This window comes from Gordonia sp. NPDC057258 (genome assembly GCF_042668985.1).
Lineage (GTDB): Bacteria > Actinomycetota > Actinomycetes > Mycobacteriales > Mycobacteriaceae > Gordonia > Gordonia hongkongensis.
This window is the reverse complement of record NZ_JBHUXZ010000005.1, coordinates 166,588-191,644: the sequence shown is the minus strand read 5'-3', so window position 1 is coordinate 191,644 and position 25,057 is coordinate 166,588. Positions and strand designations below refer to the sequence as shown.

The following is a 25,057-nucleotide window of genomic DNA, read 5'->3' as shown; positions in this document are numbered from 1 at the left end:
GGTACCCGGGTTGAACACGGACGTAGGCCATTGTTTCACCAGGACGACCTGTTGTGACCTGCCATGTTTATGCGATTGGTCACACGCGCGGACGGGGTCGAGAGCGCCGTGTGCGACTCTGTCGGCAGTTCACTTGGGATTTCGTGCCCGGCCCCGCGTCCCAGCTACTGGTCGGACGTCTCACGATGTGGGATTGAGTCCGTAAAACTGCAGCACATCGAGTTGGAATTGCGCGTGTAACACGGATTTAACAGCGTACTTCTAATGTCGGCGACCATGGATCGCCAAAAGGAATTCGTGCTGCGGACCCTCGAGGAGCGCGACATCCGCTTCGTCCGACTGTGGTTCACCGACGTCCTCGGTTATCTGAAGTCCGTGGCGATCGCCCCGGCCGAACTCGAGGGCGCGTTCGCCGAGGGTATCGGCTTCGACGGCTCGTCCATCGAGGGATTCTCCCGGGTCTCGGAAGCCGACACCGTGGCCAAGCCCGATCCGTCGACCTTCCAGGTGCTGCCGTGGACAACCTCGGCCGGTCGGCACCATTCCGCACGCATGTTCTGCGACATCGCGATGCCCGACGGCACTCCCAGTTGGGCCGACTCACGGCATGTGCTGCGCCGGCAGCTCAACAAGGCCGCCGACCTCGGCTTCAGCTGCTACGTCCACCCCGAGATCGAGTTCTTCCTCCTCAAGGAAGCGCCCCTGGACGGGTCGGTGCCGACTCCGGCGGACTCCGGGGGGTACTTCGACCAGGCCGTCCACGACGCCGCGCCCAACTTCCGGCGGCATGCGATCGAGGCCCTGGAGTCGATGGGCATCTCGGTCGAGTTTTCCCATCACGAGGGTGCGCCCGGTCAGCAGGAGATCGACCTGCGCTACGCCGACGCGCTGTCGATGGCCGACAACGTGATGACGTTCCGCTACCTCATCAAGGAGGTGGCGATCAACGAAGGCGTGTGGGCGACGTTCATGCCCAAGCCGTTCAGCGAGCACCCCGGTTCGGCGATGCACACCCACCTCAGCCTGTTCGAGGGCGACCTCAACGCCTTCCACAACCCCGACGACCCGATGCAGCTCTCGGCCACCGGGAAGAAGTTCATCGCCGGCATCCTGCATCACGCCTCGGAGATCAGCGCGGTCACCAACCAGTGGGTGAACAGCTACAAGCGGCTCATCCACGGTGGCGAGGCGCCGACCGCGGCCACCTGGGGCGGCGCCAACCGCTCGGCGCTGATCCGCCTCCCGCTCTACACGCCGAACAAGGCGTCGTCACGCCGCATCGAGGTCCGCAGCCCCGACTCCGCCTGCAATCCGTACCTGACCTTCGCGGTGCTGCTGGCCGCCGGGCTCAAGGGCATCAACGAGGACTACGAGCTGCCCGACGAGGCCGAGGACGACGTCTGGGCACTCACCTCGGCCGAGCGTCGCGCGATGGGTTACAAGGAACTCCCCGGCAGCCTCGCCGACGCGCTGAAGGAGATGGAGAACTCGGAGCTGGTCGCCGAGGCCCTCGGCGAGCACGTGTTCGACTACTTCCTGCGCAACAAGTGGACGGAATGGACCAATTACCGCAGCCTCGTGACCCCGTTCGAGCTGCAGAACTACCTGCCGCTGTAAGGGCTGCCTTGCCCGGTCGGGGACCGCGATGTCGTGCCGATCGGATCCGGTCGCTACTTTTGTGATGTGACAACACGATCGGGACCCCCGGGGCGAGCCGGACGCAGCACCGTCCCCAGCGCGGGCCGGCTGGGTCTGCTCGACGACTCCGCACCCCGGAACCTCGCCGATCTCGGGTGGAACACGCCAGAATCGGTCGACGTGTTGTGGGCCCTGTCGCGGTCTCCCGACGCCGACCTGGCCCTCCGTACGCTCGTGCGGTTGCGCAGCGCCGTCGGCGACGAGTGGTCCGAGATCGACGGCCTGGTGCGCGCGGAGCGCGCATTCCGTGGGCGCCTGTTCGCGATCATCGGTTCGTCGGACGCGCTCGCCGATCACCTGGTCGCCGAACCGTCGAGCTGGCGGCTCCTGCTCGCCGACGAGTTGCCCGACCGTGCCGAGGTCGACCGTCTGATGCTCGCCTCCGTCGGTGCCGAGCCCGTTCCGGGCGAGGTCGAGAAGGGCAACCGCGTGTACCGGTCGGCGCTCACCGGCCCGAAGGCCGTCATCGCACTCCGCCTGGCCTACCGCAACCTGATCCTGCAACTCGCGGCCCACGACGTCGCCTCGACCGTCGAGGACGAACCGGTGATGTGGTTGCCCGAGGTGGGTGCCTACCTGTCCGACTGCGCCGACGCCGCCCTGACCGCCGCCCTCGCCGTCGCCTTCGCCGAGGTCTGCGGGGACGATCCCATCCCGGTCCGGCTCGCCGTGGTCGCGATGGGCAAATGCGGTGCGCGCGAACTGAACTACGTCAGCGACGTCGACGTCATCTTCGTCAGTGACCCGGCCGACGGTACCGCGGCGCGGATCGCGGGCGAGATGATGCGCATCGGTTCGCTCGCGTTCTTCGAGGTCGATGCCGCGCTACGGCCCGAGGGGAAGTCCGGAGCGCTGACCCGAACCCTGGAATCGCATGTGGCCTACTACGAACGGTGGGCCAAGACCTGGGAGTTCCAAGCGCTGCTCAAGGCCCGGGCGATGACCGGCGACATGCAGCTCGCCGACGATTACATCGCCGCGGTCAAACCGATGGTGTGGAAGGCGGCCGAGCGGCCCGACTTCGTGCCCGAGGTGCAGAAGATGCGACGCCGCGTCGAATCCCTGCTCCCCGAGGACGAGCGCGAGCGCAACCTCAAACTCGGGCGCGGCAGTCTGCGCGACGTCGAGTTCGCGGTCCAGCTCCTGCAGATGGTGCACGGCCGGGTGGACGAGAACCTGCGCGTGATGCCGACCGTCGACGCGCTGGCCGCGCTCACCGCGGGCGGTTACGTCGGACGCGACGACGCCGCGAATCTCAGTGCGTCGTACCAGTTCTTGCGTCTCCTCGAACATCGGCTGCAGCTGCAGCGCATGTCCCGGACGCATCTCTTGCCGCAGCCCGACGACCACGAGGCGTTGCGCTGGCTCGCCCGCGCCGCGCACATCCGGCGAGAGGGCGAACTCGACGCGACGGGGGTGCTGCGCGAACAGATCCGCCACCAGAGCCTGCGGGTCCGCCGCTTGCACCAGAAGCTGTTCTACCGCCCGCTGCTCGAGGCGGTCACGCGCTTCAAGACCGACGAGCTCACCCTGACCGACACCTCCGCCGAGAGGCGGCTGGCCGCACTGGGTTACGCGAAACCCGATCGGGCACTGAGCCATATCCGCGCGCTGTCGAACGCGCCGGGACGCCGTGGTCAGATCCAGCTGCTCATCCTGCCGCAGTTGCTCGAACACATCGGGGACACACCGGATCCCGATGCCGGCCTGCTGAACTACCGCCGGCTGTGCGACGTGATGGAGGACACCGACTGGTTCCTGCGACTGCTGCGCGACGACGGCGTGGTGGCGGCGCGGCTGATGAAGGTGCTCGGGACGTCGGAGTACATCGCGAACATGCTGATGCGTTCCCCCGAGGTGATCCACCAGTACTCCGACGGGCCGGACGGGCCCAAGCTGTGCAACGTGCGCCCCGAGGACGTCGCCAAGGGCCTCGTCGCCTCGACGGTCCGCCAGCAGGACATGAAACGCGCTGTGGCCGTAGCGCGTTCGCATCGGCGCGCCGAGCTCGTCCGCATCGCGTCCGCCGACGTACTGGGACTGTTGGACGTGCCTGCCGTCTGCAAGGCACTGTCCAGCGTGTGGGCGGCGGTGCTCAACGCAGCGCTCACCGTGGCTATCAACATCTCCGAGCGCGAGCGGGGAACTCGGGCGCCGGCGCGCATCGCGGTGATCGGCATGGGCCGGCTCGGTGGCGGCGAACTCGGCTACGGCTCGGACGCCGACGTGATGTTCGTCTGCCAGCCCGATCGAGACGCCGAGGAGTCCGAGGCACTCAAGTGGGCACAGACGATCGCGGAGAACGTGCGGTCGATGCTCGGCAGCCCCAGCGCGGACCCGCCGCTGGAGGTCGACACCGGACTACGGCCCGAGGGCCGGAACGGCCCCATCGTGCGAACCCTCGCGTCCTACGCCGCGTACTACGCGCAATGGGCCCAGCCCTGGGAGGTCCAGGCGTTGCTGCGCGCGCACCAGGTCGCAGGCGACGAGGCGCTCGGCATCGACTTCCTGCACATGATCGACCACGTGCGGTATCCGGCCGGCGGTGTCAGCAACGACGCCGTTCGGGAGATCCGCCGGATCAAGGCCCGCGTGGACGCCGAGCGACTGCCGCGCGGAGCCGACCCGGCCACCCACACCAAGCTCGGCCGCGGTGGTCTCGCCGACATCGAGTGGACGGTGCAGCTCCTGCAGCTGAAGTATGCGCACCGCTATCGGAGCCTGCACAACACGTCGACGCTGGACTCACTGGATGCCATCGGCGCGGCGGAGTTGTTGTCGGAGAACGACGTCGCGCTGTTGAAGGACGCCTGGACGACCGCGACGAAGGCGCGCAACGCGCTGGTCCTGGTGCGTGGCAAGCCGATCGATCAACTACCTGGGCCGGGTGCACAACTGCGCCAGATCGCGTTTGCCGCGGGATGGCCGGAGGACCAGGCCAACGAGTTCCTGGAGAATTATCTCCGGGTGACGCGCCGGGCCAAGGCCGTGGTGCTGAAGGTCTTCGGGGCCTGAGCGCGGAGAGAAGCGGACGGGCGTGGAAGGGCGCAGCTGACTCCGGCGGGGGAACACCGGATCACATGGGGGAGCGATGACGAGATTTCTGTGGGCGGCCGCGTACGTCCTGGGGTGGGCGATGCTCGCCGGCGTGGTGCTGGGCGTGTTCCTGCACTTCTACCCGTCCCGCGGTGACGTCGCGCTGTACCTCACCAGCGCCGTGCAGTTCGCGTTGATCCCCGGAGTGATCGCGATCGTCGTCTTCGCGGTCCTGCGGCGCTGGTTCATGCTGGCGATTGCGCTCGTGGCCGTCGGCGGTCTGGCCTACACCCAGGTGCCGCTGGTCATCGCCAACGCGGCGCCGTCCGGCGAGCGGTTCACCGTCGTCTCCGCCAACCTCCTCTTCGGCGGAGGCGACCTGGGTGCGCTCGAGAAGATCGTCGCCGATGCCGATCCGGACCTCGTGTCCCTCCAAGAGGTCACCCCCGAGGCGCTGGAACGTCTGCGGCGCAGTGAGATCGGCCGCTCGCTGCCGCACGAGTTCGCCATTCCGTACACCTACGCGGCCGGCACCGCGATGTTCAGCAAGCGCCCGCTGGACGAGCGATACAACATCCCGGGGACGGTGCTGCACAACCTGCAGGCCCGCACCGACCTGCCCGGCGCCGCCGGGACCCAGGTCCTGGCCATCCACCCGGCGGCGCCGCTGTGGGGTCGCAACTGGGACTGGCACGACGACATGGACACGCTCGCCGCACATTTCGCCGAGCTCCCACCCGGCCGGGTGATCGCGATCGGGGACTACAACTCCACCTGGAATCACGCGAAGTACCGCAGCCTGCTGACCAACGGGCTCGTCGACGGCACCGACATGGCCGGTGCCGGGTTCCTGCCGAGCTATCCCACCGACAAGCAGCTCGGCAACCGGCCGCTGGTCGCCATCGACCGGGTCATCCTGCGCGGTTTCGTGGCCACGTCGATGGACACCCACTACCTGCCGGGTTCCGATCACCGGACTCTGGTGGTAACACTGGTGGCATCATGACGCCCGATCCCGAGAACGTCGGACCACACGACCGCCCGAGTATCTCCGAACGTCTGCGTTCGGCCACAGCGGTGGCGCACGAGCGCGCCGAGCATGCGCCGTTCATCGACGATCTGATGTCGGGCCGGTTGGACTCCGGCGAGTATCAGCGCCTGGCGGTCCAGTTGTACTTCGTCTACGAGGCGCTCGAGCGTGTCGGTGCCGACCTGGCGGGGGACCCGGTGGCCGACGCCGTGCTCGACCCGAAACTGCTTCGCCTGCAACGCCTCGGCGCCGACCTCGCCTCCTTCGGCATCGACCCGTCGACGGCGTCGCCGCTGCCGGCGGTCGCGCGCTATGTGACCGCGATCGAGTCCACGCGTGACGACCCGGCACGATATGTCGCACACCACTACACCCGCTATCTCGGCGACCTCAGCGGTGGCCAGGTGGTGGCCCACCGCATGCGAGAGCACTACGGGGTCGACGACGCGGCGCTGAGCTTCTACTCGTTCGACGAGATCGACAAGCTCAAGCGCTACAAGGACGCCTACCGGGCACGGCTCGACGCGCTACCGCTCGACGCCGCAGGGATCGAACGGCTCGTCGACGAGGCCATCGCGGCCTTCGACCACAATCAGGCGGTGTTCGGCGATCTCGACGGCGCCCGGGCGGCCTGACCCATAGGTCCGCCCGAACGTCGGGATCGTCGAATCAGGCGTCAGTTGACCTGCAGCTTGACGGTGCGGTCCAGGATGACCTCACTCAGGTCGTCGTGGCCCTTGACGAGCTCGATGCGTAGCTGGTTGTCGTCGAGACGGCTGGTGGTGCGAACCACTCGCGGGGTGCCTTCGAGGCGAATCCGGTCACCGGGTACGAGGTCTTCGACGTATACATCACGGGTCATTCGTCCAAACTACGGTCGTATTCGGTGAGTCGGCAGGGTAACAAGTCCCAAAAGTGTTACGGATCACATGCCGTATTGCGGGTGCTGTTTCGACGCACGTCAGCGTTGCCGCTCGGCACCCGATTGCACATCCAGCGCGCGTCGCGCGCTGACACCCTGCGGAAGGTGAATCGATGGCAGATGCCGCCGTGCCCGATCTCAGCGAGATCCTCGCCGACTCGCCCACCAATTGGGGCAGATGGGGACCCGATGACGAGGTGGGCAGCCTGAACCATCTGACGGCCGCACAGGTCTTGGCGGGCGCGGCGCAGATCAGGCGGGGCGCGGTGTTCACGCTTCAGCGCCTGATCGGCGATCCCCACGGTGACCCCGTGTGGCCGGGTCGTAGCCCTGCCACTCGCGAGATGACCCTTGACGAATCGCACTGGGATGACGGCAAAGGGCCTGCTTTCCCCGGAGGCATGCACTGCGCCGACGACAAGCTCACCGCATCGCTCCAGGGTTCCACGCAGTACGACGCGCTCGGCCACGTCTGGTACGACGGCCAGATCTGGAACGGGTACGACTCGAGGACCACGATCGGGGGCTTGTCGAGGGCCAGCGTCGCGCCGATCGCCGAGCGTGGAGTGGTCGGTCGCGCCGTGCTCCTCGACATCGCACGTCACCGGGGTAAGGCCTACCTGGAGCCGTACGAGACGTTCGACCACGAGGATCTGATCGCGTGTGCCGAGTACCAGGGCACGGAGATCCAGCCGCGCGACATCGTGGTGATCCGAACCAATCACCTGCAACTGTTCTTCGAGAACGCCGTCGAGTTCTACAGCGACTTCTGCGAATCCGGCCTCGTCTACTCCCGCGAACTCGTGTCCTGGTTCCAGGAGATGGAGATACCGAATCTCGTGACCGACACCATCGCGAACGGGGTGACCGTGGACCCGAACAACGGCGCCGCTCTGGTGCTGCACAACGCGCTCATGCGCAACCTCGGCGTGGCGTTCACCGAGATCTGCGACCTCGAGAAGCTCGCCGCCGATTGCGCCGACGACTGGGTCTACACGTTCTTCTACGTGGCCGCGCCGCTGAAGATCAACGAGGCCACCGGTTCTCCTGTCAACCCTGTCGCCATCAAGTGAGACTTCTTCCCGGCCGGGCAGTCGTCTCAAGGTGAGACGTTCTGCGAGCGCACCCATGCCTAATCTTCGCGCGAGGACCCGCAACCACAAGGAGTCGGCCATGAAAGCTCTCGTGTATCACGGTCCAGGTCAGAAGGCCTGGGAGGACGTTCCGAATCCGGTCCTGCTGGAACCGACGGACGCCATCGTCAAGATGGAGGTGACCACCATCTGCGGAACCGATCTGCACATCCTCAAGGGCGACGTAGCGGCGGTCACGCCGGGTCGGATCCTCGGGCACGAGGGCGTCGGAGTGGTCACCGAGGTCGGTCCGGGCTGCGAGCGGGTTCGGGTCGGGGATCGCGTGATCGTGTCCTGCGTGAGCAAGTGTGGAACGTGCGAGTTCTGCCGAGCGGGTCTGACGTCGCACTGCCAGACAGTGGGTGGCATCGGCTGGATCTTCGGTCACCTCATCGACGGCACCCAGGCCGAGTACGTCCGGGTTCCGTTCGCGGACAACGGTCTGATCGCGCTTCCCGAGAAGGTGACTCCCGAGCAGGGCACGATGCTCAGCGACATCCTGCCGACCGGCTACGAGATCGGGGTGCTCTACGGCGCCGTCGCAGAGGGCGACGTCGTCGCCGTCGTCGGGGTCGGGCCGGTCGGGCTGGCGTCGGTGATGACGGCGTCGGCGGCCGGCGCGTCGAAGGTGATCGCCGTGGACGGCAACAAGTTCCGGCTCGAGCAGTCGCGCGACTTCGGTGCGACCGACACGATCGACGTCAACGCAGGCGGGGACGTGGTCGCGCAACTCAAGGAACTCAGCCGAGGCGGGCTCGGGGTGGACGTGGCGATCGAGGCGGTCGGGGTGCCCGCGACGTTCGGCGTCGCGCTCGATTCCGTCCGTCCCGGCGGTCATGTCGCCAACGTCGGCGTGCACGGGGAGAGCGTCACCTTCCCGATCGAGCGGGACTGGATCAACAACCTCACGATCACCACCGGATTGGTCAACGCCACGACCGCACCCGAACTCCTGGAGAGCATCGAACGCGGGGACATCTCCCCGGAGAAGTTCATCACCCACCGGTTCACGTTCGATCAGTTCGACGAGGCGTACGACACGTTCGCGAACGCTGCCGACGAGCACGCGCTCAAGGTGATCATCGCCGCCGGCGACTGACGGTCCGGCCTGGTCCGGCGGCGCTGGCTCGGGTCGTCACTCCTTGGCCTCGGCGATGGAGAGAACGACCGTTGTCCGCTCGTCGGAATCCGCTACGACGTCGTCGGTCTCGTCGACCAACGAGAAGTGCCGGACGTTGGCGAGATTCACGATGTGCGCCGACCCCTCGAGCTCGAGGGCGATCGGTTCGCGCTGCCGGACCACGTCGCGGACGAACTGCATCACCTCCGGGACCGACTCCGCGAACAGCAGGCGGATCTCGAACTCGTCGGACGTCAGCAGTGTGCCCATGCGGCTCATCGTCGCACGGCGGGACGGTCGGACACGGCTGCTCGCGCGGATTGATGGATCGAGTCGGCCGACAACGAAACGGCCCGCTCGGCGATCGGAGAGCGATCGCGGAGCGGGCCGAGTCGACGTCGGAGCCTGGGCTCAGCAGTCGTAGTACAGCGAGAACTCGTACGGGTGCGGACGGATCTGCACCGGCTCGATCTCGTTCTCACGCTTGAGCGCGATCCAGGTCTCGATGAGGTCCTCGGTGAACACGCCACCGGCGGTGAGGTATTCGTGATCCTCTTCGAGACGGTCGATGACCGCGGCCAGCGAGGTCGGGGCCTGCGGGATGCTCTTGGCCTCTTCCGGCGGGAGCTCGTAGAGGTCCTTGTCGACGGGCTCGTGCGGCTCGATCTTGTTCTTGATGCCGTCCAGGCCGGCCATCATCATCGCGGCGAACGCCAGGTACGGGTTGCCCGAGCTGTCCGGGCAACGGAACTCGAGGCGCTTGGCCTTCGGGTTGTTGCCGGTGATCGGGATACGCACACAGGCCGACCGGTTGCGCTGGCTGTAGACCAGGTTGATCGGGGCCTCGTAGCCCGGCACCAGACGCTTGTAGGAGTTCACGGTCGGGTTGGTGAACGCCAGCAGCGACGGTGCGTGGTGCAGGATGCCACCGATGTAGTAGCGCGCCAGGTCCGACAGGCCCGCGTAGCCGGCCTCGTCGTGGAACAGCGGCTTGCCGTCCTTCCACAGCGACTGGTGGGCGTGCATGCCCGAACCGTTGTCGCCGAAGAGCGGCTTCGGCATGAAGGTGACCGACTTGCCGTTCTGCCATGCGGTGTTCTTGATGATGTACTTGAACAGCTGCACGTCATCGGCTGCGTGGAGCAGAGTGTTGAACTTGTAGTTGATCTCCGCCTGGCCCGCGGTGCCGACCTCGTGGTGGCCGCGCTCGAGCTCGAAGCCCGAGTTCTGCAGGTTGGTGGACATCTCGTCACGCAGGTCGACGTAGTGGTCGTACGGTGCGACGGGGAAGTACCCACCCTTCGGGCGGACCTTGTAGCCGAGGTTGGGGCTGCCGTCGGGATCGGTCGGCGACGCGGTGTTCCACCAGCCGGACTCGGACTCGACCTCGTAGAAGGTGCCGTTCATCTCGGAACCGAAGGACACCGAGTCGAAGATGTAGAACTCGGCCTCGGCACCGAAGAAGCAGGTGTCGGCGACGCCGGTGGAGGCGAGGTAGTCCTCGGCCTTGCGGGCGACGTTGCGCGGGTCGCGGCTGTAGGCCTCGCGGGTGAACGGGTCGTGGACGAAGAAGCTGAGGTTCATCGTCTTGGCCTTGCGGAACGGATCGATCCGCGCGGTGGCCGGGTCGGGCAGCAGCATCATGTCCGACTCGTTGATCGACTGGAAGCCACGCACCGACGATCCGTCGAACGCCAGCCCGTCCTCGAAGACGTCCTCGTCGAAGGCCGACGCGGGGATCGAGAAGTGCTGCATGACACCGGGCAGGTCGCAGAAACGGATGTCGACGTACTCGACACCTTCCTTCTTGATGCCCTCGAGTAGTTCTTCTTTACTGCTGTACACCGTGCGGTGACTCCTTCGTGATCGGTGGTCCGTGTATGGGGACACGCCACATCCGCCACTGAGAAACAGCAGCGGATCTCAGCGGCAACCGTATGGAGGCGAAGTTGCCCATGCGTCAAGTCCGTGTTTCCCCCGTGTTACACGCGCAGTGGTGTTGGCTACACAGCGTGATCGGGGGCCGTCGCACTCGGCGCATCCCAACCCTAGCGGCAGGGGCCAACGGGCGGGACGGGTCACGACAACCAGCGACTACGATGGTTCCCAGTGCGGCGACGACGCGGACCGAGGGGGTTGCGCGGTCGCGTGAGAGGAGTCATCACCGATGGGACGAGTCACGGGTTCCTGGCTGTCGGGACCGCAGATCGGTCCCGAGAACGGCGTGGACAACGAGTACCGGGGACAGGATCTCGGCCTACCGCAGAGCGGTCCCGGGTCGCTGGCCACCGGCTGGCCGCGGGTGGCCGGCCTGCTCGTCGACTGGCTGATCGCCGGCGGGCTCGCGATGGCGTTCTTCGGTGGCTTCAGCTCGCCGCATCTGGGCACCGCGCAGATGGGCGTGTGGTTCGTCATGGGCATCTTCGCGGTGACGCTGTTCGGGTTCACCCCGGGCCAGCTCGTCATCGGGATGCGCGTGGCGCGAGTGGATTACGGCGTCGAGCGCAACACCGCCGAAGCGACCGGCGAGCAGAGCCCGGCGGCGGTCGGGATCGTCCGGGCCTTCTTCCGCCAGCTGCTGATGATCTTCCTGGTCCCGGCGCTGATCAACGACTACAACGGGCGCGCTCTGCACGACCGCGCAACCGGCACCGCGCTCGTCCGGACCCGCTGACCCGGGGCGGCAGCTCGTTCTCCATACGCCTATCGATTCGCTGTGGAACTAGGGGCGGGATGGTCATCGTCGCTGTGATTTAGTGGTCGCATGCGGGGGAAGTCGGGGGCCGTCGTGGCCCTTTTCATGGGCACGGTGATCGTTGCGATGGGGGTGATCGTCACTCTGGCGGTGCCTCGGTCTGTTGACGGGCACGCCGCGGTGGTGGCAGACAGCGCGACGACCGCGGACCGCAGCGCGGCCGACGACAGGTATCCCGATGTCGACCCCCTGGCAACCACCCCGACCCCGCGGTGGTCGGCGGACATGTCTGACATCGCCGGGCTGCGAACCCCGGACACCACCCGGGTGCCGACGGTGCTCGCAGCTGATCGGCAGATCGTCGTCGGCGGTCCCACGAGCGCATCCGTCACCGAACTGATGGCCTTCGACGCTGCGGACGGCAGGCAACTCTGGCCCGAGACGTCGGCGTTTCGAGCCGAGACCTGCGCTCTCAGCCGCGATGGCAGACTCGCCTGCCTCCGTCGCGGGAGTGCGCCGAGCACCGTCGATCTCGGGTTCATCGCGGTCGGCACCGGTGCGGTGACGGCGACGAAATCGTTCGAGATCGCAGACGGTCCACAAGACCCGACCCTCGCCTCCGCAGGTAACGGCTTCCTCGTCACGAGCCGGCGGTTCGTCGAAACCGAGGCCGTTTATGCGGCGACCTTGAACTGGTTCAGTTCCGACGGTTCGCGTTCCTGGGTGCAGCGTCCTCCCGTGGGGCTGTCCGATCCGGAACTGTCCGAGTCCGGCAACGTGGTGGCGGTCTCTGACTACAAGCGCGGAGCGCGGGTGTACGCCCTCGACAGTGGAACTGTGCTGTACGACTCCGCCCGGGACCTCGAGCCCCACGGTGGTCCGGGCGGGTCGGCCATCATCCAGGTCGCCGTGGCCCGGCCCGGCTTCGTCGCGGTCAGCATCCTGACGAGCGCCCGTACCACCACCGTCTATGACGACAGCGGCACCCTACGCGGCGCGATCGACGGCGTCGTCCTGCCCTTCGCGCCGTCCGGTTCAGAAGGAGACCTCATCCCCGTCACCGGAACCGATGTGGACAACCGTCAGGCCATCGGTGCCGCCTCATTGGAGACGCTCGAGGTCGTCGCTCTGACGGCGTTCGCCGGCAGCCTTCTCGGTACCGAACTATTGGGTGAGCAGTATGTGGCCGGTTCTGAGACGACCGGCAGCAACTCCGAGGAATGGGTGGTCCTCGACCTCGACAAACCGCAGAGCGCGACGACCATGGCCGCCGGGAACAACCGTCTCCTTGCTTTCGACGGAGTTCGGGCCGTCTTCGCAGACAGGTTCGGTTCGAACTACGGTGTCCCGAAGATGGTCGCCTACGAACTGTCGAGCGGACGTGAGGTATGGACGCTCGGAAACCCGGACGGCGAGCGCGAATACCGTTTCGTCGGACCGTACCTCTTTCAAGTCATCACCGGTGTGGCCGGCGAGTCGGGTTCGCTTCGTCTGCTGGATGCGAAGCCTTGACCCGGCCGTACCCGGGCGACCATCACTCGGTCGGAATGCCGCCCTCGCGATCCCCGAGGGCCCGTCGCGGAACCGGTACGACGACCGGACTGGCGATCCTCGTACTCGGGACGCTCGCGCTCGCGACTGTGCTGACCGTGACGCTGGCGGTACCACGCACGGTCGAAGGATCGGGTACCGTGCTCGGTGCGCCGACGGGGGAGCACGGCGAGGACCCGATCATCCGCGCCTTACCCACGCAACCCGAACCGCTGTGGGAAACGTCGGAGGAACTCGCTCTCGGCTCGCCGCAACCCGCGACGTACGTGATTCCCCTCGCCGCCGACGACCGGATGGTCATCGCTGGTGCGTCATCGGACCTCACGTCGGCAGGCGGGGTCGTGGCGCTCGACCAGACGAACGGAAGAGCGCTGTGGCGCAACCCGTCAATGTTTCTGGCCAGTGACTGCGCGTTGAGTCGGGACCGACGACTCGCCTGTGTCGCCTCGGCGAGTGACCGACAGACCGAAGTGGCATTTCTCGAGGCTGCCACGGGCGCGGTCTCGGCGACCGCGACCGTGCGGTCTGGCCGGAGCCAGATCGTCCGCGCAGCAGACGGCTTTCTGGTCACGTCGGTGTTGTACGACTCTGTGAGCTATCGGGCCACGACCACCCTGACGGCGTTCGAATCCGACGGGCGACAGCGGTGGACCCAGGTGCTTCCCGAGCAGATAGGTGACCCGGCGTTGTCCGAGGCCGGCGACGTAATTGTCGTCGGCGACAGCGAAGCAGGAGTTCGAGTCCTGTCGCTGCCTACCGGCGACGTCCTCTACGACTCCGCCGCCGACGACGAACTTCGCGGACCGGGAGGCGCGGCCGATGATGATGACGCGCAGGGAAGTGCGAACACCTGGATCAGGGTCGCGGCGACGGGAACCGGTTTTGCGGTCAGTCACACCGTTTATCCGCGCCGATCCCTGAGGCTCTTCGATCGGCAGGGTATCGAACACGGCCTGTTGGCGGATCTCGAACTCCCGAACGGGCGCCCGACCGCGACCGAGGGCGCATTGTTGCCCGTCCAGGGCGAGAACAAATCCGACCGCCCGATCGCCGGCGCAGTGTCCACCGTGAACGGGAAGCTGCTCTGGTCCGTCGAGGGCAACATCGTCGACGACGTCTCCCTCCTGGCTGGCCGCTACGTCGGCGTGCAGGCGCTGGCCGATGTCGGCTACCGGTGGACTTTCATCGAGGCCGCTTCCGGCGTCGCCGGGGCAACGATCCCGATGAGCACTCACCAGCGGTACAAGGCCTTTGATGGCACACGCCTGATCTTCGAAGAAGACGGAGAGCAAGACGAACCCGGCCCGCGGGCGTTGGTTGCTTATGACCCGCAGAGCGGTGAGCAGGCGTGGCGGCTGAAAGAGACGCGAGACGCGGACGACGTCGACGTGCAGATCGTGGGGCCGTACCTTTTCGTACTTGAGACGCGCTCGGGTCGCTCATCACCCACGATGACCCGTATGGGTTGAGTGGGGCCACGCGGAGGCGTCAGCCGCGGCGGCGCGCCGTGCGCTGCATGCTGCGCATCTTGGCGTTCGCGGGCAGGGGACCCTTCGGCATGCCGGGGCCGGGGGCCTTGCTGCCGAGGGCGGACAGCCGGCCTTCCAGGGTCTCCATCCGCTTGCGGTCGATGTTGCTGGGCAGCTTGTTGAGGTGCCGCTCGAGCTTCGACAGCGGAACCTGGCCGTCGTCGTTGCCGACCATGATCTCGTAGATCGGGGTGTCGCCGACGACCCGCGCGACCTTCTTCTTCTCCTGGCCGAGCAGTGACTTGATGCGAGTCGGGGAGCCCTCGGCGACCAGGATGATGCCCGGCTTGCCGATGACACGGTGCACGGCGTCGAGCTGGGAGGTGCCGGCCACGGCCTGCTTGACCCGCCATTGCCCGCGCATGTTGCCCAGTGCCCATCCGGCGGCGCCGGGCTGTCCCTCGGCCTTGGTGTACACGTTCTTCTGGACGCGGCGGCCGAAGAGGATGAAGGCGCCGAGGATGCCCAGCACCACGCCGAGCGGGATCAGCAGCCACGGCGAACCGAGGACGAATCCGAGAGCGGTGAAGACCGCGATCGACAGGACGATGACACCCACCATGTAGGGGATGAGTCGTTTGTCTTCCTTGCGCTGCATCTGGAAGGCCTGCCAGAGCTGCTGGCGCCGTTCCTTCGATGCGGCCTTACGGGCCTTCTTCTTCTCGGCCTTGACCTCTTTGCTCACATGCGCCTTTGCCATGAGGCCAGTTTACGTCCGTGGATCGAGCGATCGGGGCATCGGGTGACCGTCCGATGATCACCGGACGCGCGGGGCGTCAGCGGGCGAGGCGTGCCATCAGGCTGGAGGCCTCCTGGCTGGCCGATCCCTCGGCCGCCAGGTGTGCGAGAGCCGGTGAGATCTCGCGGCCATGATGGGCCATCGCCTGCGCGTACAGGCGGCCCGCCCGGTACGACGACCGCACGAGCGGACCCGCCATGACGCCGGCGAATCCGACCTCCTCAGCGAACTCGGAGTGATCGACGAACTCCTCGGGCTTGACCCACCGCTCGACCGGATGATGCCGCGGCGAAGGGCGCAGGTACTGCGTGATGGTCAGGATGTCGCAGCCCGCCTCGTGCAGATCCACGATCGCCGACTGCACCTCCTGCGGGGTCTCGCCCATCCCGAGGATGAGGTTCGACTTCGTCACCAGGCCGAAATCACGTGCGGCGGTGAGGACTTCGAGAGACCGCTCGTAGCGGAAGGCCGGGCGGATGCGTTTGAAGATGCGCGGCACGGTCTCGAGGTTGTGCGCCAGTACCTCGGGCCGGGCGTCGAAGACCTCGGCCAGCAGGTCGGGCTTGGCGTGGAAGTCCGGAATGAGGTTCTCCACACCGGTACCGGGGTTGAGGCGGTGGATCGCGCGGACGGTCTCGGCGTAGAGCCATGCACCCTCGTCGGGTAGGTCGTCGCGGGCGACGCCGGTGATGGTCGAGTAGCGCAGGCCCATCGCCTGGACGCTCTCGGCGACGCGGCGGGGTTCGTCGCGGTCGAGTTCGGCGGGCTTGCCGGTGTCGATCTGGCAGAAGTCGCAGCGTCGGGTGCACTGCTCGCCGCCGATGAGGAACGTCGCCTCGCGGTCTTCCCAGCATTCGTAGATGTTGGGGCAGCCGGCCTCTTCGCAGACGGTGTGCAGACCCTCGCGCTTGACCAGGCCCTTGAGTTCGGTGAACTCCGGGCCCATCGTCGCGCGGGTGCGGATCCACTCCGGCTTGCGCTCGATGGGGGTCTGCGCGTTGCGCACCTCGAGGCGGAGCAGCTTACGGCCCTCGGGGGCCGGGGTCGGGGTCTGTGGTGCGGATGCCGAGGCCGAGGGTGTGGCTTCGGGGGCACCGGGTCCGGGGGTGATGGGGGACGCGGTCACTGGATCGATCCTACGCTCGCAGAAGTGGATGGAGAGGACTGTGCCGACACGACCGGGCTCGTAGTGGCGTCGAGCGCGGTGAGCACGGCATCGGCGGTGACGTCGAGCAGAGAGGCCACCGACAACGGCCGCCCCAGTTCGCGCGCCAGGGACGTGACCCCGGCGTCGGCGATCCCGCAGGGGACGATCGCCTCGAACGCCGACATGTCGGGGTCGATGTTGAGCGCGAAGCCGTGCAGGGCCACCCCGCGTGCCACGCGGATACCGATCTGTCCGAGTTTGCGTTCACCGGCGTCGTCGGTGATCCACACGCCCGAACGTCCTTCGACGCGGCCGGTGGTCACGCCGAGACCGGCGCAGACCGAGATGAGGGCCGCCTCGAGGCGACGGACGTACTCGACGACGTCGAGCGGCTCGGCGAGCTTCACGATCGGATAGCCGACGAGTTGTCCCGGTCCGTGCCAGGTGATCCGGCCGCCGCGGTCGACGTCGATGACCGGCGCCCCGTTGGTGGGCCGGTCGGCGTCCTCCGTGCGCTTGCCCGCGGTGTAGGTGGACGGATGCTCCAGCAGGAGCAGCACGTCGTGGTCCAGGACGCCGTCGGCGCGGTCGGTCGCCAGCCCGTGCTGCAGGTCATAGGCCGTCTGGTAGTCGACGACGCCGAGATGGCGGACCTCGACCGGTTCGGCACTCCCGCGGATCGGACGCTCAGTCATGACTGGTGGAACCGGTGGCGTAGGCGAGGGCCTCGTCGACACCGGGATGGGTGAAGGTGAATCCGTGATCGGTCAGCACCTTGGGTGTAACGCGCTGACTGAACAGAATCATTTCCTCGGCCATCTCGCCGCCGACCCGACGCGCCGCGAAGGCGGGTACCTGCAGGATCGTCGGGCGGTGCACGGCCCGGCCCAGAGCCGAGGTGAACTCACTGAACGGGACGGCGCCCGGCGAACTCAGGTTCACCGGCCCGGACACGTCGGAGTCGAGGAGGAACTCGATGGCGCGGATCTCGTCGATCAGGCTGATCCACGAGAAGTACTGCTTGCCGTCACCTATCGGTCCGCCGAGCCCGAGCTTGAACAACGGCCGGAGTTTGCCCAGCAGGCCGCCGTGCGTGCTGAGGACCGGCGCCGTGCGGAGCAGGACCAGACGCGTGTCCGCGCCGACGCCGGCGGTGGCGGCGCGCTCCCAGTCGACGACCAGGTCGGCGAGGAACCCCTCGCCGGGGCCGTCGGTCTCTACCGCGGCGTGGCCACCGGTGTTCCCGTAGTAGCCCGTGGCGCTGGCACTCACGAACGTCGGGATGCCGAGATCGCGGACGGCCTCGGCGAGCAGTTCGGTGGGGGTGATCCGCGAGTCCCGGAGCTCCTGTTTGAATCGGCCGGTCCACCGACCGTTGCCGACTCCCACACCGCCCAGCGAGACCACCGCCTCGACGCCGTCGAGACTCTCCGGCGGGACGCCGATCGTCTCGGGATCCCAGCTGAACTCGTCATCGGCGCGTGCCTCGCGGCGGACCAGACGTGTGACCGTGTGGCCCGCCGCGCGCAGCGAGTTGACCAGGGCGTTGCCGATGAGTCCCGATGATCCGGCGACGGCGATGCGCATTCTGTGTCCTCGGTGTGCCGTCTGAAGGAGATCTGGGCTAGAGGCCCAGGTCCGCGGCGAAGGCGGCCTCTTCGAGACGCTTCTTCACCGTGGTGAGGAAGCGGCCCGCGTCGGCGCCGTCGATCAGACGGTGATCGTAGGTCAGCGGCAGGTAGGACATCGACCGCACCGCGATCGATTCCGAACCGTCCTCACCGGTGATGACGACCGGGCGCTTGACGATCGCGCCGGTGCCCAGCATCGCCGCCTGCGGCGGCACCAGGATCGGGGTGTCGAACAGCGCGCCCTGACTTCCGATGTTGGTGATGGTGAACGTGCCGCCGGCGAGCTCGTCGGGCTTGAGGCCGTTGGAGCGCGCCCGGGACGCGATGTCGGCGATGGCGCGGGCCAGACCGGCGATCGACAGGTCGTCGGCGTTGTGGATGACCGGCGACAGCAGCCCCTGCGGGGTGTCGACCGCGATGCCGAGATGCACCTTGTCGTAGTAGGTGATCTCCTTCTTGTCCTCGTCGATCGACGCGTTGACGTTGGGATGCGCCTTCAGCGCCTCCACGACGGCCTTCGCGATGAACGGCAGGTACGTCAGGTTGACGCCCTCGGACGCCTTGAAGCTCTCCTTCGCCGCCTTGCGGAGCCCGGCGATGCGGGTCATGTCGACCTCGAAGACCTGGGTGAGCTGTGCGCTCTGCTGCAGCGACTCGCGGGTCTTCTTCGCGGTGATCTGACGGATGCGGTTGATCTTCTGCGTCGTCCCGCGCAGCTCGGCGAGCTCGGGCCGGATCTCCGGCGAGCCCGACGACGCGGCCGGCGCCGACGATGCCGCGGGCTTGGCGGCCGGGGCGGACTCCTGCGCCGGGGCCTTGGCCTCCTCGGCCGCGGCGAGCACGTCCTGCTTGCGGATGCGGCCACCGACACCGGTGCCCTTGATGGCGTTCAGGTCGATGTTGTTCTCCGCGGCGAGCTTGCGCACCAGCGGCGTCACGTACGGGGTCGACTCGACGGTCGGCGGGTCGGACTTCTCCGCGGCCTGTGCCTTGGGCTCGGGGGCCTTGGACTCCTGGGCCTTCGGCTGCGGCTTCTGCTCTTCCTCGGGGGCCGGCGCCTGCTCGGGCTCCGGCTCCGGCGCGGACTCCTGCTCGGGCTCGGGTTCCGGTTCGGGTTCCGGCTCGGGCTTCTTCTTCGACGGAGCCGCCGAGGCATCACCGATGACGGCGAGCTTGCCGCCGACCTCGATCACATCGTCCTCCTGCGCGAGGATCTCGAGCAGGGTGCCGGCGACCGGCGAGGGGATCTCGGTGTCGACCTTGTCGGTGGAGACCTCGAGCAGGGGTTCGTCGGCGGCGACCTCGTCGCCGACGGCCTTCAGCCAGTTGGTGACCGTGCCCTCGGTGACCGACTCGCCGAGTTCGGGCATGAGTACGTCGGTGCCGTCGGCCGAGCCCGAGCCGGTGTCGGCGGTGGGCTTCTCGGCGGGCGCGTCCTCGTCGACGGAGGGCTCCTCGGCGGCCTGCTCGGGCTCGGGTTCGGGGGCGGCCTCGGTCGGCTCGTCGCCGCCGGCGGCGTCGGAATCGGAATCGTCCGAACCGGAGTCGTCGGAACCGGCCTCGTCAGCGTCGCCGATCAGGGCGAGATCGCCGCCGACCTCGACGACGTCGTCCTCCTGCGCGATGATCTTGGTCAGCACACCCGAAGTGGGGGCGGGGATCTCGGTGTCCACCTTGTCGGTCGACACCTCGAGCAACGGCTCGTCGGCCTCGACGGTGTCGCCCTCCTCCTTCAGCCACCGAGTGACTGTCCCCTCGGTGACACTTTCACCAAGGGCGGGCATCTGGACGGAGAAGGCCATCGTTGTGAACTCCTGAACTCGACGTGGTGGTCTGTAGGTGATGCCCAGTGGTGTGTGCGCCGTGGGCACGGGGGTCGGGAGGCGGTGGAAGACCGCGCAGATGAGTGGCGGATCAGCCGCTCATCCCCGCGGCCAACCCTACCCGTACGGTGAGCCGCCGACTCGGTTCGGCTCGTACTCGTCGGTAACGATTCTCCGGCGACCGCGGCACCGGTCTCGGCCGCGGCTCGCCGAAGGTGTTCTCAGCCGTTTGCGGCGATGTCCTCGAGCACGGCCGCGATGGTCCGGACGGGGACGCCCGTACCGCCCTTCGTCGTGTAACCCCAGGGGCCGCCGGTGTTGAAGGCGGGCCCGGCGATGTCGATGTGGGCCCACTGCACGTCCTCGGGCACGAACTCCTTCAGGAAGATGCCCGCGGCGAGCATCCCGCCCCAGCGGTGGGGGGTCACGTTCGCCAGGTCCGCGACGCGGGACTTCAGGTCTGCGCGCAGCTCGGCCGGGAGCGGCATCGCCCAGGCGTTCTCACCTACATCGGCCGACCGGGCCGCGACCCGGTCGCGGAACCCGTCGGTGCCCATGACGCCCGGTGTCCGGGTGCCGAGTGCCACCATCTGGGCGCCGGTCAGGGTCGCGGTGTCGATGAGATAGTCGGGATCGTCCTCGCAGGCCCGCACGATGGCATCGGCGAGGATCAGCCGTCCCTCGGCGTCGGTGTTGAGGACCTCGACCGTGCGGCCGCCGTACTGGGTGAGCACGTCGCCCGGGCGCTGCGCAGTCGACGACGGCATGTTCTCGGCCATGGGGACGGTGGCGATCACCGTCACGTCGACATCGAGCCGGGCGGCCAGGATCGTCGCCGCGATGACCGCGGCCGCGCCGCCCATGTCCGAGGTCATTGCGTCCATGTTGGCGGCGGGTTTGATCGAGATACCGCCGGTGTCGAAGGTGATGCCCTTGCCGACGAGCGCGACCTTCTTCGGCGACTTCTTCGCGGTGTGGGTCAGCCGGACGAGGCGCGGCAGCCGGGACGAGCCCTTGCCGACGCCGATGATCCCGCCGTAACCCTGCGCCTCCAGCTGCTTGTCGTCGAGGATCTCGACCTTGAGTCCGGCCTTGCTGCCGAGGGTGCGGGCGCGGGCGGCGAACTCCTCGGGATACAGGTGGCTCGGCGGGGTGTTGACGAAGTCGCGGGCGATCGCCACCGAGTCGGCCACGGCGACCGCGCGCTCCACAGCGGCCTTGGCCTCCTTGGACTTCGATTCGACCAGCAGTGTGATGCGTTGCGGCGGAGTCTTCTTGGGCTTCGACTTGTCCGAACGGAACTCGTCGAACCGATAGGCGCCGAGGAACAGTCCCTCGGCGGCGGCAGCCAGGTCGACGGCCGAGAGCGTGGTGGCGACCGACTCGTGCCCGTCCAGTTCGCGGGCGACGACACCGGCGGCCTGCCGGACCTGGTCGGCGTCGTCGAGGTTGTCGGCATCGCCCAGGCCGACGGCGACGACGATGTCGACGGGCAGCGACTCCGGAGCCGCGGTCCGGGTGACCTCGCCGTGGGACCCGGTCGCGCCGAGGGCGGTGAGAGCGGCGGTGATGGCGGCGGCCTGGGCGTCGTCGAGGATGCCGTCGCCGATGGCGAGGGTCGGTTCGGCTGTGGGGTCGGCATTCTCGGCGTCGTCGGGGGACGAGGCGCTGATCAGGCCGATGACCAGGGCGGAGTCGTCCTTGCCGATCGAGGTGGACAGTTCGAGTTCGGGGCCGCGCGTGCGGTCGACGGTGTCGTTCTTGCTCACCCGGTCAACTCTGCCACAGCTCCGGCGGCGCCGAGTCTCAGCGGGAAGACGTGCAGACGAACGCCGCGTCCGTGCCCGGCCGGCGGGGTCGCCCGATAGCGTGGACGGCATGAGTGAACTCCTCGCCGGGCCGATCGCCGACCGTCATGCCGCACTGGGGGCCACCTTCGCCGAGTTCGGCGGCTGGAACATGCCGGTGTCGTACTCCGGCACGGTCGCCGAGCACGCCGCGGTGCGGGAGAGCGTGGGCATCTTCGACGTCAGCCACCTCGGCAAGGCACTGGTGTCCGGCGAAGGTGCGGCGGCCTTCGTCAACTCGACGCTCACCAACGACCTCGGCAAGATCGTGCCGGGCAAGGCGCAATACACGTTGTGCTGCAACGACTCCGGTGGTGTCGTCGACGACCTGATCGCCTACCTCGTCGGCGAGGACGAGGTCTTCCTGGTGCCCAATGCGGCGAACACCGCGTCCGTGGTCGCCCAGCTGCAAGCGATTGCGCCGGAAGGGATCTCGATCACCGACCAGCACCGTGACCTGGCCGTGCTCGCGGTGCAGGGCCCGAAGTCGCCCGAGATCCTGGCCGGGCTCGGACTGCCCGCCGACATGGAGTACATGGCGTTCGCCGATGCCGACCTGACGACCGCCGACGGCGTGGCACCGGTCCGCGTGTGCCGCACCGGATACACCGGTGAACGCGGGTACGAGATCGTGCCGCGGTGGGACGATGCGGGTGCGGTGTTCGACGTCCTACTGGAAGCGATCACGGCAGCCGGCGGGTTGCCCGCCGGCCTGGGCGCACGGGACACCCTGCGCACCGAGATGGGATATGCGCTGCACGGCCACGAGCTGGGGCCCGACATCTCGCCGGTGCAGGCGCGGTCGAGTTGGGCGGTCGGCTGGGACAAGCCGTCGTTCTTCGGACGCGACGCCCTACTCGCCGAGAAGGAGGCCGGACCGACGCGTCGTCTGTACGGGTTGCGGGCGACCGGCCGCGGGGTGCCGCGTGCGGGGTGCGTCGTCCGCCTGGCGGGGAAGGACCAGCAGATCGGCACCTGTACGTCGGGGACGTTCTCGCCCACCCTCAAACAGGGCATCGCACTGGCCCTGCTCGATACGGCGTCCGGGGTGCGCAAAGGCGACGAGGTCGTCGTCGACGTCCGCGGGCGGGACCTGGCGTGCGAGGTCGTGATCCCGCCGTTCGTGCCGTCGCACGTGTGACCTGCGGGCCCTCGCGCGACGTCCCACGCAGCCCCGGGGGTCAGCCGACCGGGCCGGGAAATGCTTTTGTGCCCGGCGGTACGATGGCGTGATGACCTTGGAGTTCAACCGTACCGAGCATCCGCACCCGGTGTCTGAGGGCCGGCGCGCGGAGATCCTGTCCGCCCCCGGATTCGGGCGCCACTTCACCGACAACATGGTGATGATCGATTACGACGCAGGGGTGGGTTGGCACAACGCCACGGTGAAGCCGTACGGTCCGATCGCCCTCGACCCCGCGGCCACGGTTCTGCACTACGGCCAAGAGGTGTTCGAGGGGCTCAAGGCCTATCGGCAGCCGGACGGTTCGATCGCCGCGTTCCGCCCCGAGGCGAACGCCGCGCGTCTCCAGCGCAGCGCGGAGCGGCTCGCGATGCCCGCGCTGCCGGTCGAGGATTTCATCGCCTCGCTCAAGGCCCTGCTCGAGGCCGACAACGAGTGGGTGCCCGCCGCCGGCGGCGAAGAGGCGCTCTACCTCCGGCCGTTCATGTTCGCGTCGCAGGCCAGCCTCGGCGTCAACGCCCCGTCCTCCAGCTACATCTACTCGGTCATCGCCTCGCCGGCGGGCGCCTACTTCGCCGGTGGGATCAAGCCGGTGAGTGTCTGGCTGTCCACCGAGTATGTCCGCGCGGCACCGGGCGGCACCGGATTCGCCAAGTGCGGTGGCAACTATGCCGCCGCGTTCCTCGCCCAGCGGCAGGCCACCGAGCAGGGGTGCGACCAGGTCGTGTGGCTCGACGCGATCGAACGCCGCTTCATCGAGGAGATGGGCGGCATGAATCTGTTCTTCGTGTTCGGCTCAGGCGCCGACGCCCGGCTGGTGACCCCCGAGTTGTCGGGCTCACTGCTGCCCGGCATCACCCGTTCGTCGCTGCTGACGCTGGCCACCGATGCCGGCTTCGAGGTCGAGGAACGCAAGATCACCACCGAGGAGCTGCGCAAGGGCGTGGCGTCGGGCGACATCACCGAGGTGTTCGCCTGTGGCACCGCCGCGGTCATCACCCCGGTCGGCCGGGTCAAGGGTGAGGGCGAGGACTACACCATCAACAACGGTGAGACCGGTGAGGTGACGCAGGCGTTGCGTGACACCCTGACCGGCATCCAGCGCGGGACCTTCGCCGACACCCACGGGTGGATGACGGAGCTCTACCGCCGCTGAGCGGCGCCACGACGCCTCAGAGCAGGAGGCCGACGACGCCGATCGCGACCCCGAGTTCGATGGTCGCGCCCAGCACGTCGCCGGTCATCCCACCCATCCGGCGAGCGCAGTGCCTCGTGAACCACCACGCGAAGGCGGTCACGGCCAGCACGATCGCACACCCCCGGACGACGGCGGCCACCTCGACGTGGCCGCCGTCGAATCCGTTGGCGGACAGTCCGAGCGGCACGGTTGCGAGCAGGGCCACCACGAACCACGCGGCGACCGAGGTGCGCTGGGTCCCCGCGACCAGGGCGCCGAAACCGTTGTGGTGGGCCGGTTCCAGGGACCGCCGGGTGCCGACGACTGCGCCGAACCGCCCGAGTGCGATCGCGAAAGCGAGGTCGTACCAACGAGACCCGTTCGCGAGCGCGGCGAACCCGGTCGACTGCACGGCCAGCGTGAGGACCAGCGTCGCGACGCCGAACGGTCCGACGGTGCCGCTGCGCATGACCTCGGTGACACGATCGGGCGTCCCGTAACACCCGAGTCCGTCCGCGGTGTCGGCGAGCCCGTCGAGGTGCATGCCCCGGGTGGCGACGCCGAGCAGCACGACGATCAGCACGCCCGCCGTGACCGCCGGGAGGTCGGTCTGCGCGAGCCCGAAAGCCAGTCCTGCCGACGCCGCGCCCAGGGCGGCGCCGATCACCGGGACCGACGCCATGACCGCCGCTCCCAGCTCCCGGTCGGGTGCGGAAGCGCCTGCGTGACCACCGACGGGTACCACCGTGAGCCAGCTGAACGCGGTTCGCAGCGCCCGGATCGGCGAGATCATCTC

At 67.9% G+C, this 25,057-nt stretch carries 21 protein-coding genes; 11 read left to right on the top strand and 10 right to left on the bottom strand.

The features are described 5' to 3' along the window. Nucleotides 1–276: 276 nt before the first annotated feature. From glnA (ACFUEJ_RS06240) to ACFUEJ_RS06225, 4 genes are all read left to right on the top strand, one after another. Entirely contained in the window at nt 277–1,617 is a 1,341-nt protein-coding gene (glnA, locus tag ACFUEJ_RS06240; protein ID WP_065630066.1) for a type I glutamate--ammonia ligase, read from the top strand. 66 nt (nt 1,618–1,683) lie between these two features. Then, nucleotides 1,684–4,713 carry a bifunctional [glutamine synthetase] adenylyltransferase/[glutamine synthetase]-adenylyl-L-tyrosine phosphorylase gene (locus tag ACFUEJ_RS06235; protein ID WP_388028159.1) on the top strand — a complete coding sequence of 1,010 codons (3,030 nt, stop codon included), beginning with the start codon at nt 1,684–1,686 and terminating at the stop codon, nt 4,711–4,713. 76 nt (nt 4,714–4,789) lie between these two features. Next, complete coding sequence (locus tag ACFUEJ_RS06230) at nt 4,790–5,740, top strand: endonuclease/exonuclease/phosphatase family protein (protein ID WP_165629875.1); 951 nt, start codon at nt 4,790–4,792, stop codon at nt 5,738–5,740. Then, entirely contained in the window at nt 5,737–6,399 is a 663-nt protein-coding gene (locus ACFUEJ_RS06225; RefSeq protein ID WP_247449566.1) for a heme oxygenase (biliverdin-producing), read from the top strand. Before ACFUEJ_RS06230 ends, ACFUEJ_RS06225 begins: the two co-directional genes overlap by 4 nt. 41 nt (nt 6,400–6,440) lie before the next feature. Here ACFUEJ_RS06225 and ACFUEJ_RS06220 read toward each other — a convergent pair whose 3' ends face one another. After that, nucleotides 6,441–6,626, bottom strand: a complete 186-nt coding sequence (locus tag ACFUEJ_RS06220) for a hypothetical protein (RefSeq protein WP_165629877.1) — start codon at nt 6,624–6,626, stop codon at nt 6,441–6,443. Between the two features lie 173 nt (nt 6,627–6,799). On the opposite strand from ACFUEJ_RS06220, the gene ACFUEJ_RS06215 reads away from it, so the two are divergent. Both ACFUEJ_RS06215 and ACFUEJ_RS06210 read left to right on the top strand, forming a co-directional pair. Then, nucleotides 6,800–7,759: a cyclase family protein gene (locus tag ACFUEJ_RS06215; RefSeq protein ID WP_388028155.1), complete on the top strand. Its 960-nt coding sequence runs from the start codon at nt 6,800–6,802 to the stop codon at nt 7,757–7,759. Between the two features lie 100 nt (nt 7,760–7,859). Beyond that, entirely contained in the window at nt 7,860–8,918 is a 1,059-nt protein-coding gene (locus ACFUEJ_RS06210; RefSeq protein ID WP_165629879.1) for a zinc-binding dehydrogenase, read from the top strand. Nucleotides 8,919–8,954: 36 nt separating this feature from the next. On the opposite strand, the gene ACFUEJ_RS06205 is transcribed toward ACFUEJ_RS06210, so the two are convergent. Both ACFUEJ_RS06205 and glnA (ACFUEJ_RS06200) read right to left on the bottom strand, forming a co-directional pair. Continuing rightward, nucleotides 8,955–9,209: a hypothetical protein gene (locus ACFUEJ_RS06205; protein ID WP_068971686.1), complete on the bottom strand. Its 255-nt coding sequence runs from the start codon at nt 9,207–9,209 to the stop codon at nt 8,955–8,957. Between the two features lie 141 nt (nt 9,210–9,350). Next, nucleotides 9,351–10,784 carry a type I glutamate--ammonia ligase gene (gene glnA / locus ACFUEJ_RS06200; RefSeq protein ID WP_010841141.1) on the bottom strand — a complete coding sequence of 478 codons (1,434 nt, stop codon included), beginning with the start codon at nt 10,782–10,784 and terminating at the stop codon, nt 9,351–9,353. Nucleotides 10,785–11,106: 322 nt separating this feature from the next. Between glnA (ACFUEJ_RS06200) and ACFUEJ_RS06195 the strand changes: the two genes are divergently transcribed. The 3 genes from ACFUEJ_RS06195 to ACFUEJ_RS06185 all read left to right on the top strand — a co-directional run bounded on the left by ACFUEJ_RS06195 (nt 11,107) and on the right by ACFUEJ_RS06185 (nt 14,654). Then, on the top strand, nt 11,107–11,613 hold the full coding sequence (locus tag ACFUEJ_RS06195; protein WP_388028152.1) for an RDD family protein: 507 nt from the start codon (nt 11,107–11,109) through the stop codon (nt 11,611–11,613). A gap of 90 nt (nt 11,614–11,703) precedes the next feature. Continuing rightward, nucleotides 11,704–13,146 (top strand): hypothetical protein, encoded by a 1,443-nt coding sequence (locus ACFUEJ_RS06190; RefSeq protein ID WP_388028149.1) that lies wholly within the window; start codon nt 11,704–11,706, stop codon nt 13,144–13,146. A gap of 35 nt (nt 13,147–13,181) precedes the next feature. Beyond that, nucleotides 13,182–14,654, top strand: coding sequence for a PQQ-binding-like beta-propeller repeat protein (locus ACFUEJ_RS06185; protein ID WP_388028146.1), 1,473 nt, complete (start codon nt 13,182–13,184; stop codon nt 14,652–14,654). A 19-nt stretch (nt 14,655–14,673) separates the two neighbouring features. Here the strand turns inward: ACFUEJ_RS06185 and ACFUEJ_RS06180 are convergent, their stop codons facing one another. The 6 genes from ACFUEJ_RS06180 to ACFUEJ_RS06155 all read right to left on the bottom strand — a co-directional run bounded on the left by ACFUEJ_RS06180 (nt 14,674) and on the right by ACFUEJ_RS06155 (nt 21,823). Next, a complete protein-coding gene (locus ACFUEJ_RS06180) occupies nt 14,674–15,414 on the bottom strand; it encodes a DUF4191 domain-containing protein (RefSeq protein WP_388028143.1) in 741 nt (246 codons plus the stop codon). Between the two features lie 76 nt (nt 15,415–15,490). Continuing rightward, the gene (gene lipA / locus ACFUEJ_RS06175; RefSeq protein ID WP_068971687.1) at nt 15,491–16,579 is read right to left on the bottom strand and encodes a lipoyl synthase; all 1,089 of its coding nucleotides are present in this window, start codon (nt 16,577–16,579) and stop codon (nt 15,491–15,493) included. Further along, complete coding sequence (lipB, locus tag ACFUEJ_RS06170; RefSeq protein WP_388028140.1) at nt 16,576–17,295, bottom strand: lipoyl(octanoyl) transferase LipB; 720 nt, start codon at nt 17,293–17,295, stop codon at nt 16,576–16,578. The genes lipA and lipB overlap by 4 nt, the downstream gene beginning before the upstream one ends. After that, nucleotides 17,288–18,187, bottom strand: a complete 900-nt coding sequence (locus ACFUEJ_RS06165) for a TIGR01777 family oxidoreductase (protein WP_311276961.1) — start codon at nt 18,185–18,187, stop codon at nt 17,288–17,290. The genes lipB and ACFUEJ_RS06165 overlap by 8 nt, the downstream gene beginning before the upstream one ends. A gap of 37 nt (nt 18,188–18,224) precedes the next feature. Further along, nucleotides 18,225–20,033, bottom strand: a complete 1,809-nt coding sequence (sucB, locus tag ACFUEJ_RS06160) for a 2-oxoglutarate dehydrogenase, E2 component, dihydrolipoamide succinyltransferase (RefSeq protein ID WP_388028137.1) — start codon at nt 20,031–20,033, stop codon at nt 18,225–18,227. A 242-nt stretch (nt 20,034–20,275) separates the two neighbouring features. Continuing rightward, on the bottom strand, nt 20,276–21,823 hold the full coding sequence (locus ACFUEJ_RS06155) for a leucyl aminopeptidase (RefSeq protein ID WP_068972096.1): 1,548 nt from the start codon (nt 21,821–21,823) through the stop codon (nt 20,276–20,278). 109 nt (nt 21,824–21,932) lie between these two features. Between ACFUEJ_RS06155 and gcvT the strand changes: the two genes are divergently transcribed. Together gcvT and ACFUEJ_RS06145 are read left to right on the top strand one after the other, a co-directional pair. After that, complete coding sequence (gene gcvT / locus ACFUEJ_RS06150) at nt 21,933–23,042, top strand: glycine cleavage system aminomethyltransferase GcvT (RefSeq protein WP_165629884.1); 1,110 nt, start codon at nt 21,933–21,935, stop codon at nt 23,040–23,042. A 91-nt stretch (nt 23,043–23,133) separates the two neighbouring features. Continuing rightward, nucleotides 23,134–24,240, top strand: a complete 1,107-nt coding sequence (locus ACFUEJ_RS06145) for a branched-chain amino acid aminotransferase (RefSeq protein WP_058253105.1) — start codon at nt 23,134–23,136, stop codon at nt 24,238–24,240. 16 nt (nt 24,241–24,256) lie between these two features. Here ACFUEJ_RS06145 and ACFUEJ_RS06140 read toward each other — a convergent pair whose 3' ends face one another. Continuing rightward, complete coding sequence (locus ACFUEJ_RS06140; RefSeq protein WP_388028132.1) at nt 24,257–25,054, bottom strand: adenosylcobinamide-GDP ribazoletransferase; 798 nt, start codon at nt 25,052–25,054, stop codon at nt 24,257–24,259. Nucleotides 25,055–25,057: the final 3 nt, after the last annotated feature.

Bases quoted from the DNA above. Each gene is read 5' to 3' on its own strand.
- ACFUEJ_RS06195 (WP_388028152.1), top strand. From the start codon at position 11,107: ATGGGACGAGTCACGGGTTCCTGGCTGTCGGGACCGCAGATCGGTCCC.
- glnA (WP_065630066.1), top strand. From the start codon at position 277: ATGGATCGCCAAAAGGAATTCGTGCTGCGGACCCTCGAGGAGCGCGAC.
- ACFUEJ_RS06145 (WP_058253105.1), top strand. From the start codon at position 23,134: ATGACCTTGGAGTTCAACCGTACCGAGCATCCGCACCCGGTGTCTGAG.
- sucB (WP_388028137.1), bottom strand. From the start codon at position 20,033: ATGGCCTTCTCCGTCCAGATGCCCGCCCTTGGTGAAAGTGTCACCGAG.
- ACFUEJ_RS06190 (WP_388028149.1), top strand. From the start codon at position 11,704: ATGCGGGGGAAGTCGGGGGCCGTCGTGGCCCTTTTCATGGGCACGGTG.
- ACFUEJ_RS06180 (WP_388028143.1), bottom strand. From the start codon at position 15,414: ATGGCAAAGGCGCATGTGAGCAAAGAGGTCAAGGCCGAGAAGAAGAAG.
- gcvT (WP_165629884.1), top strand. From the start codon at position 21,933: ATGAGTGAACTCCTCGCCGGGCCGATCGCCGACCGTCATGCCGCACTG.
- ACFUEJ_RS06225 (WP_247449566.1), top strand. From the start codon at position 5,737: ATGACGCCCGATCCCGAGAACGTCGGACCACACGACCGCCCGAGTATC.
- ACFUEJ_RS06165 (WP_311276961.1), bottom strand. From the start codon at position 18,187: ATGCGCATCGCCGTCGCCGGATCATCGGGACTCATCGGCAACGCCCTG.
- ACFUEJ_RS06185 (WP_388028146.1), top strand. From the start codon at position 13,182: ATGCCGCCCTCGCGATCCCCGAGGGCCCGTCGCGGAACCGGTACGACG.
- ACFUEJ_RS06215 (WP_388028155.1), top strand. From the start codon at position 6,800: ATGGCAGATGCCGCCGTGCCCGATCTCAGCGAGATCCTCGCCGACTCG.
- ACFUEJ_RS06140 (WP_388028132.1), bottom strand. From the start codon at position 25,054: ATGATCTCGCCGATCCGGGCGCTGCGAACCGCGTTCAGCTGGCTCACG.
- lipB (WP_388028140.1), bottom strand. From the start codon at position 17,295: ATGACTGAGCGTCCGATCCGCGGGAGTGCCGAACCGGTCGAGGTCCGC.
- ACFUEJ_RS06230 (WP_165629875.1), top strand. From the start codon at position 4,790: ATGACGAGATTTCTGTGGGCGGCCGCGTACGTCCTGGGGTGGGCGATG.
- ACFUEJ_RS06205 (WP_068971686.1), bottom strand. From the start codon at position 9,209: ATGGGCACACTGCTGACGTCCGACGAGTTCGAGATCCGCCTGCTGTTC.
- ACFUEJ_RS06220 (WP_165629877.1), bottom strand. From the start codon at position 6,626: ATGACCCGTGATGTATACGTCGAAGACCTCGTACCCGGTGACCGGATT.
- ACFUEJ_RS06210 (WP_165629879.1), top strand. From the start codon at position 7,860: ATGAAAGCTCTCGTGTATCACGGTCCAGGTCAGAAGGCCTGGGAGGAC.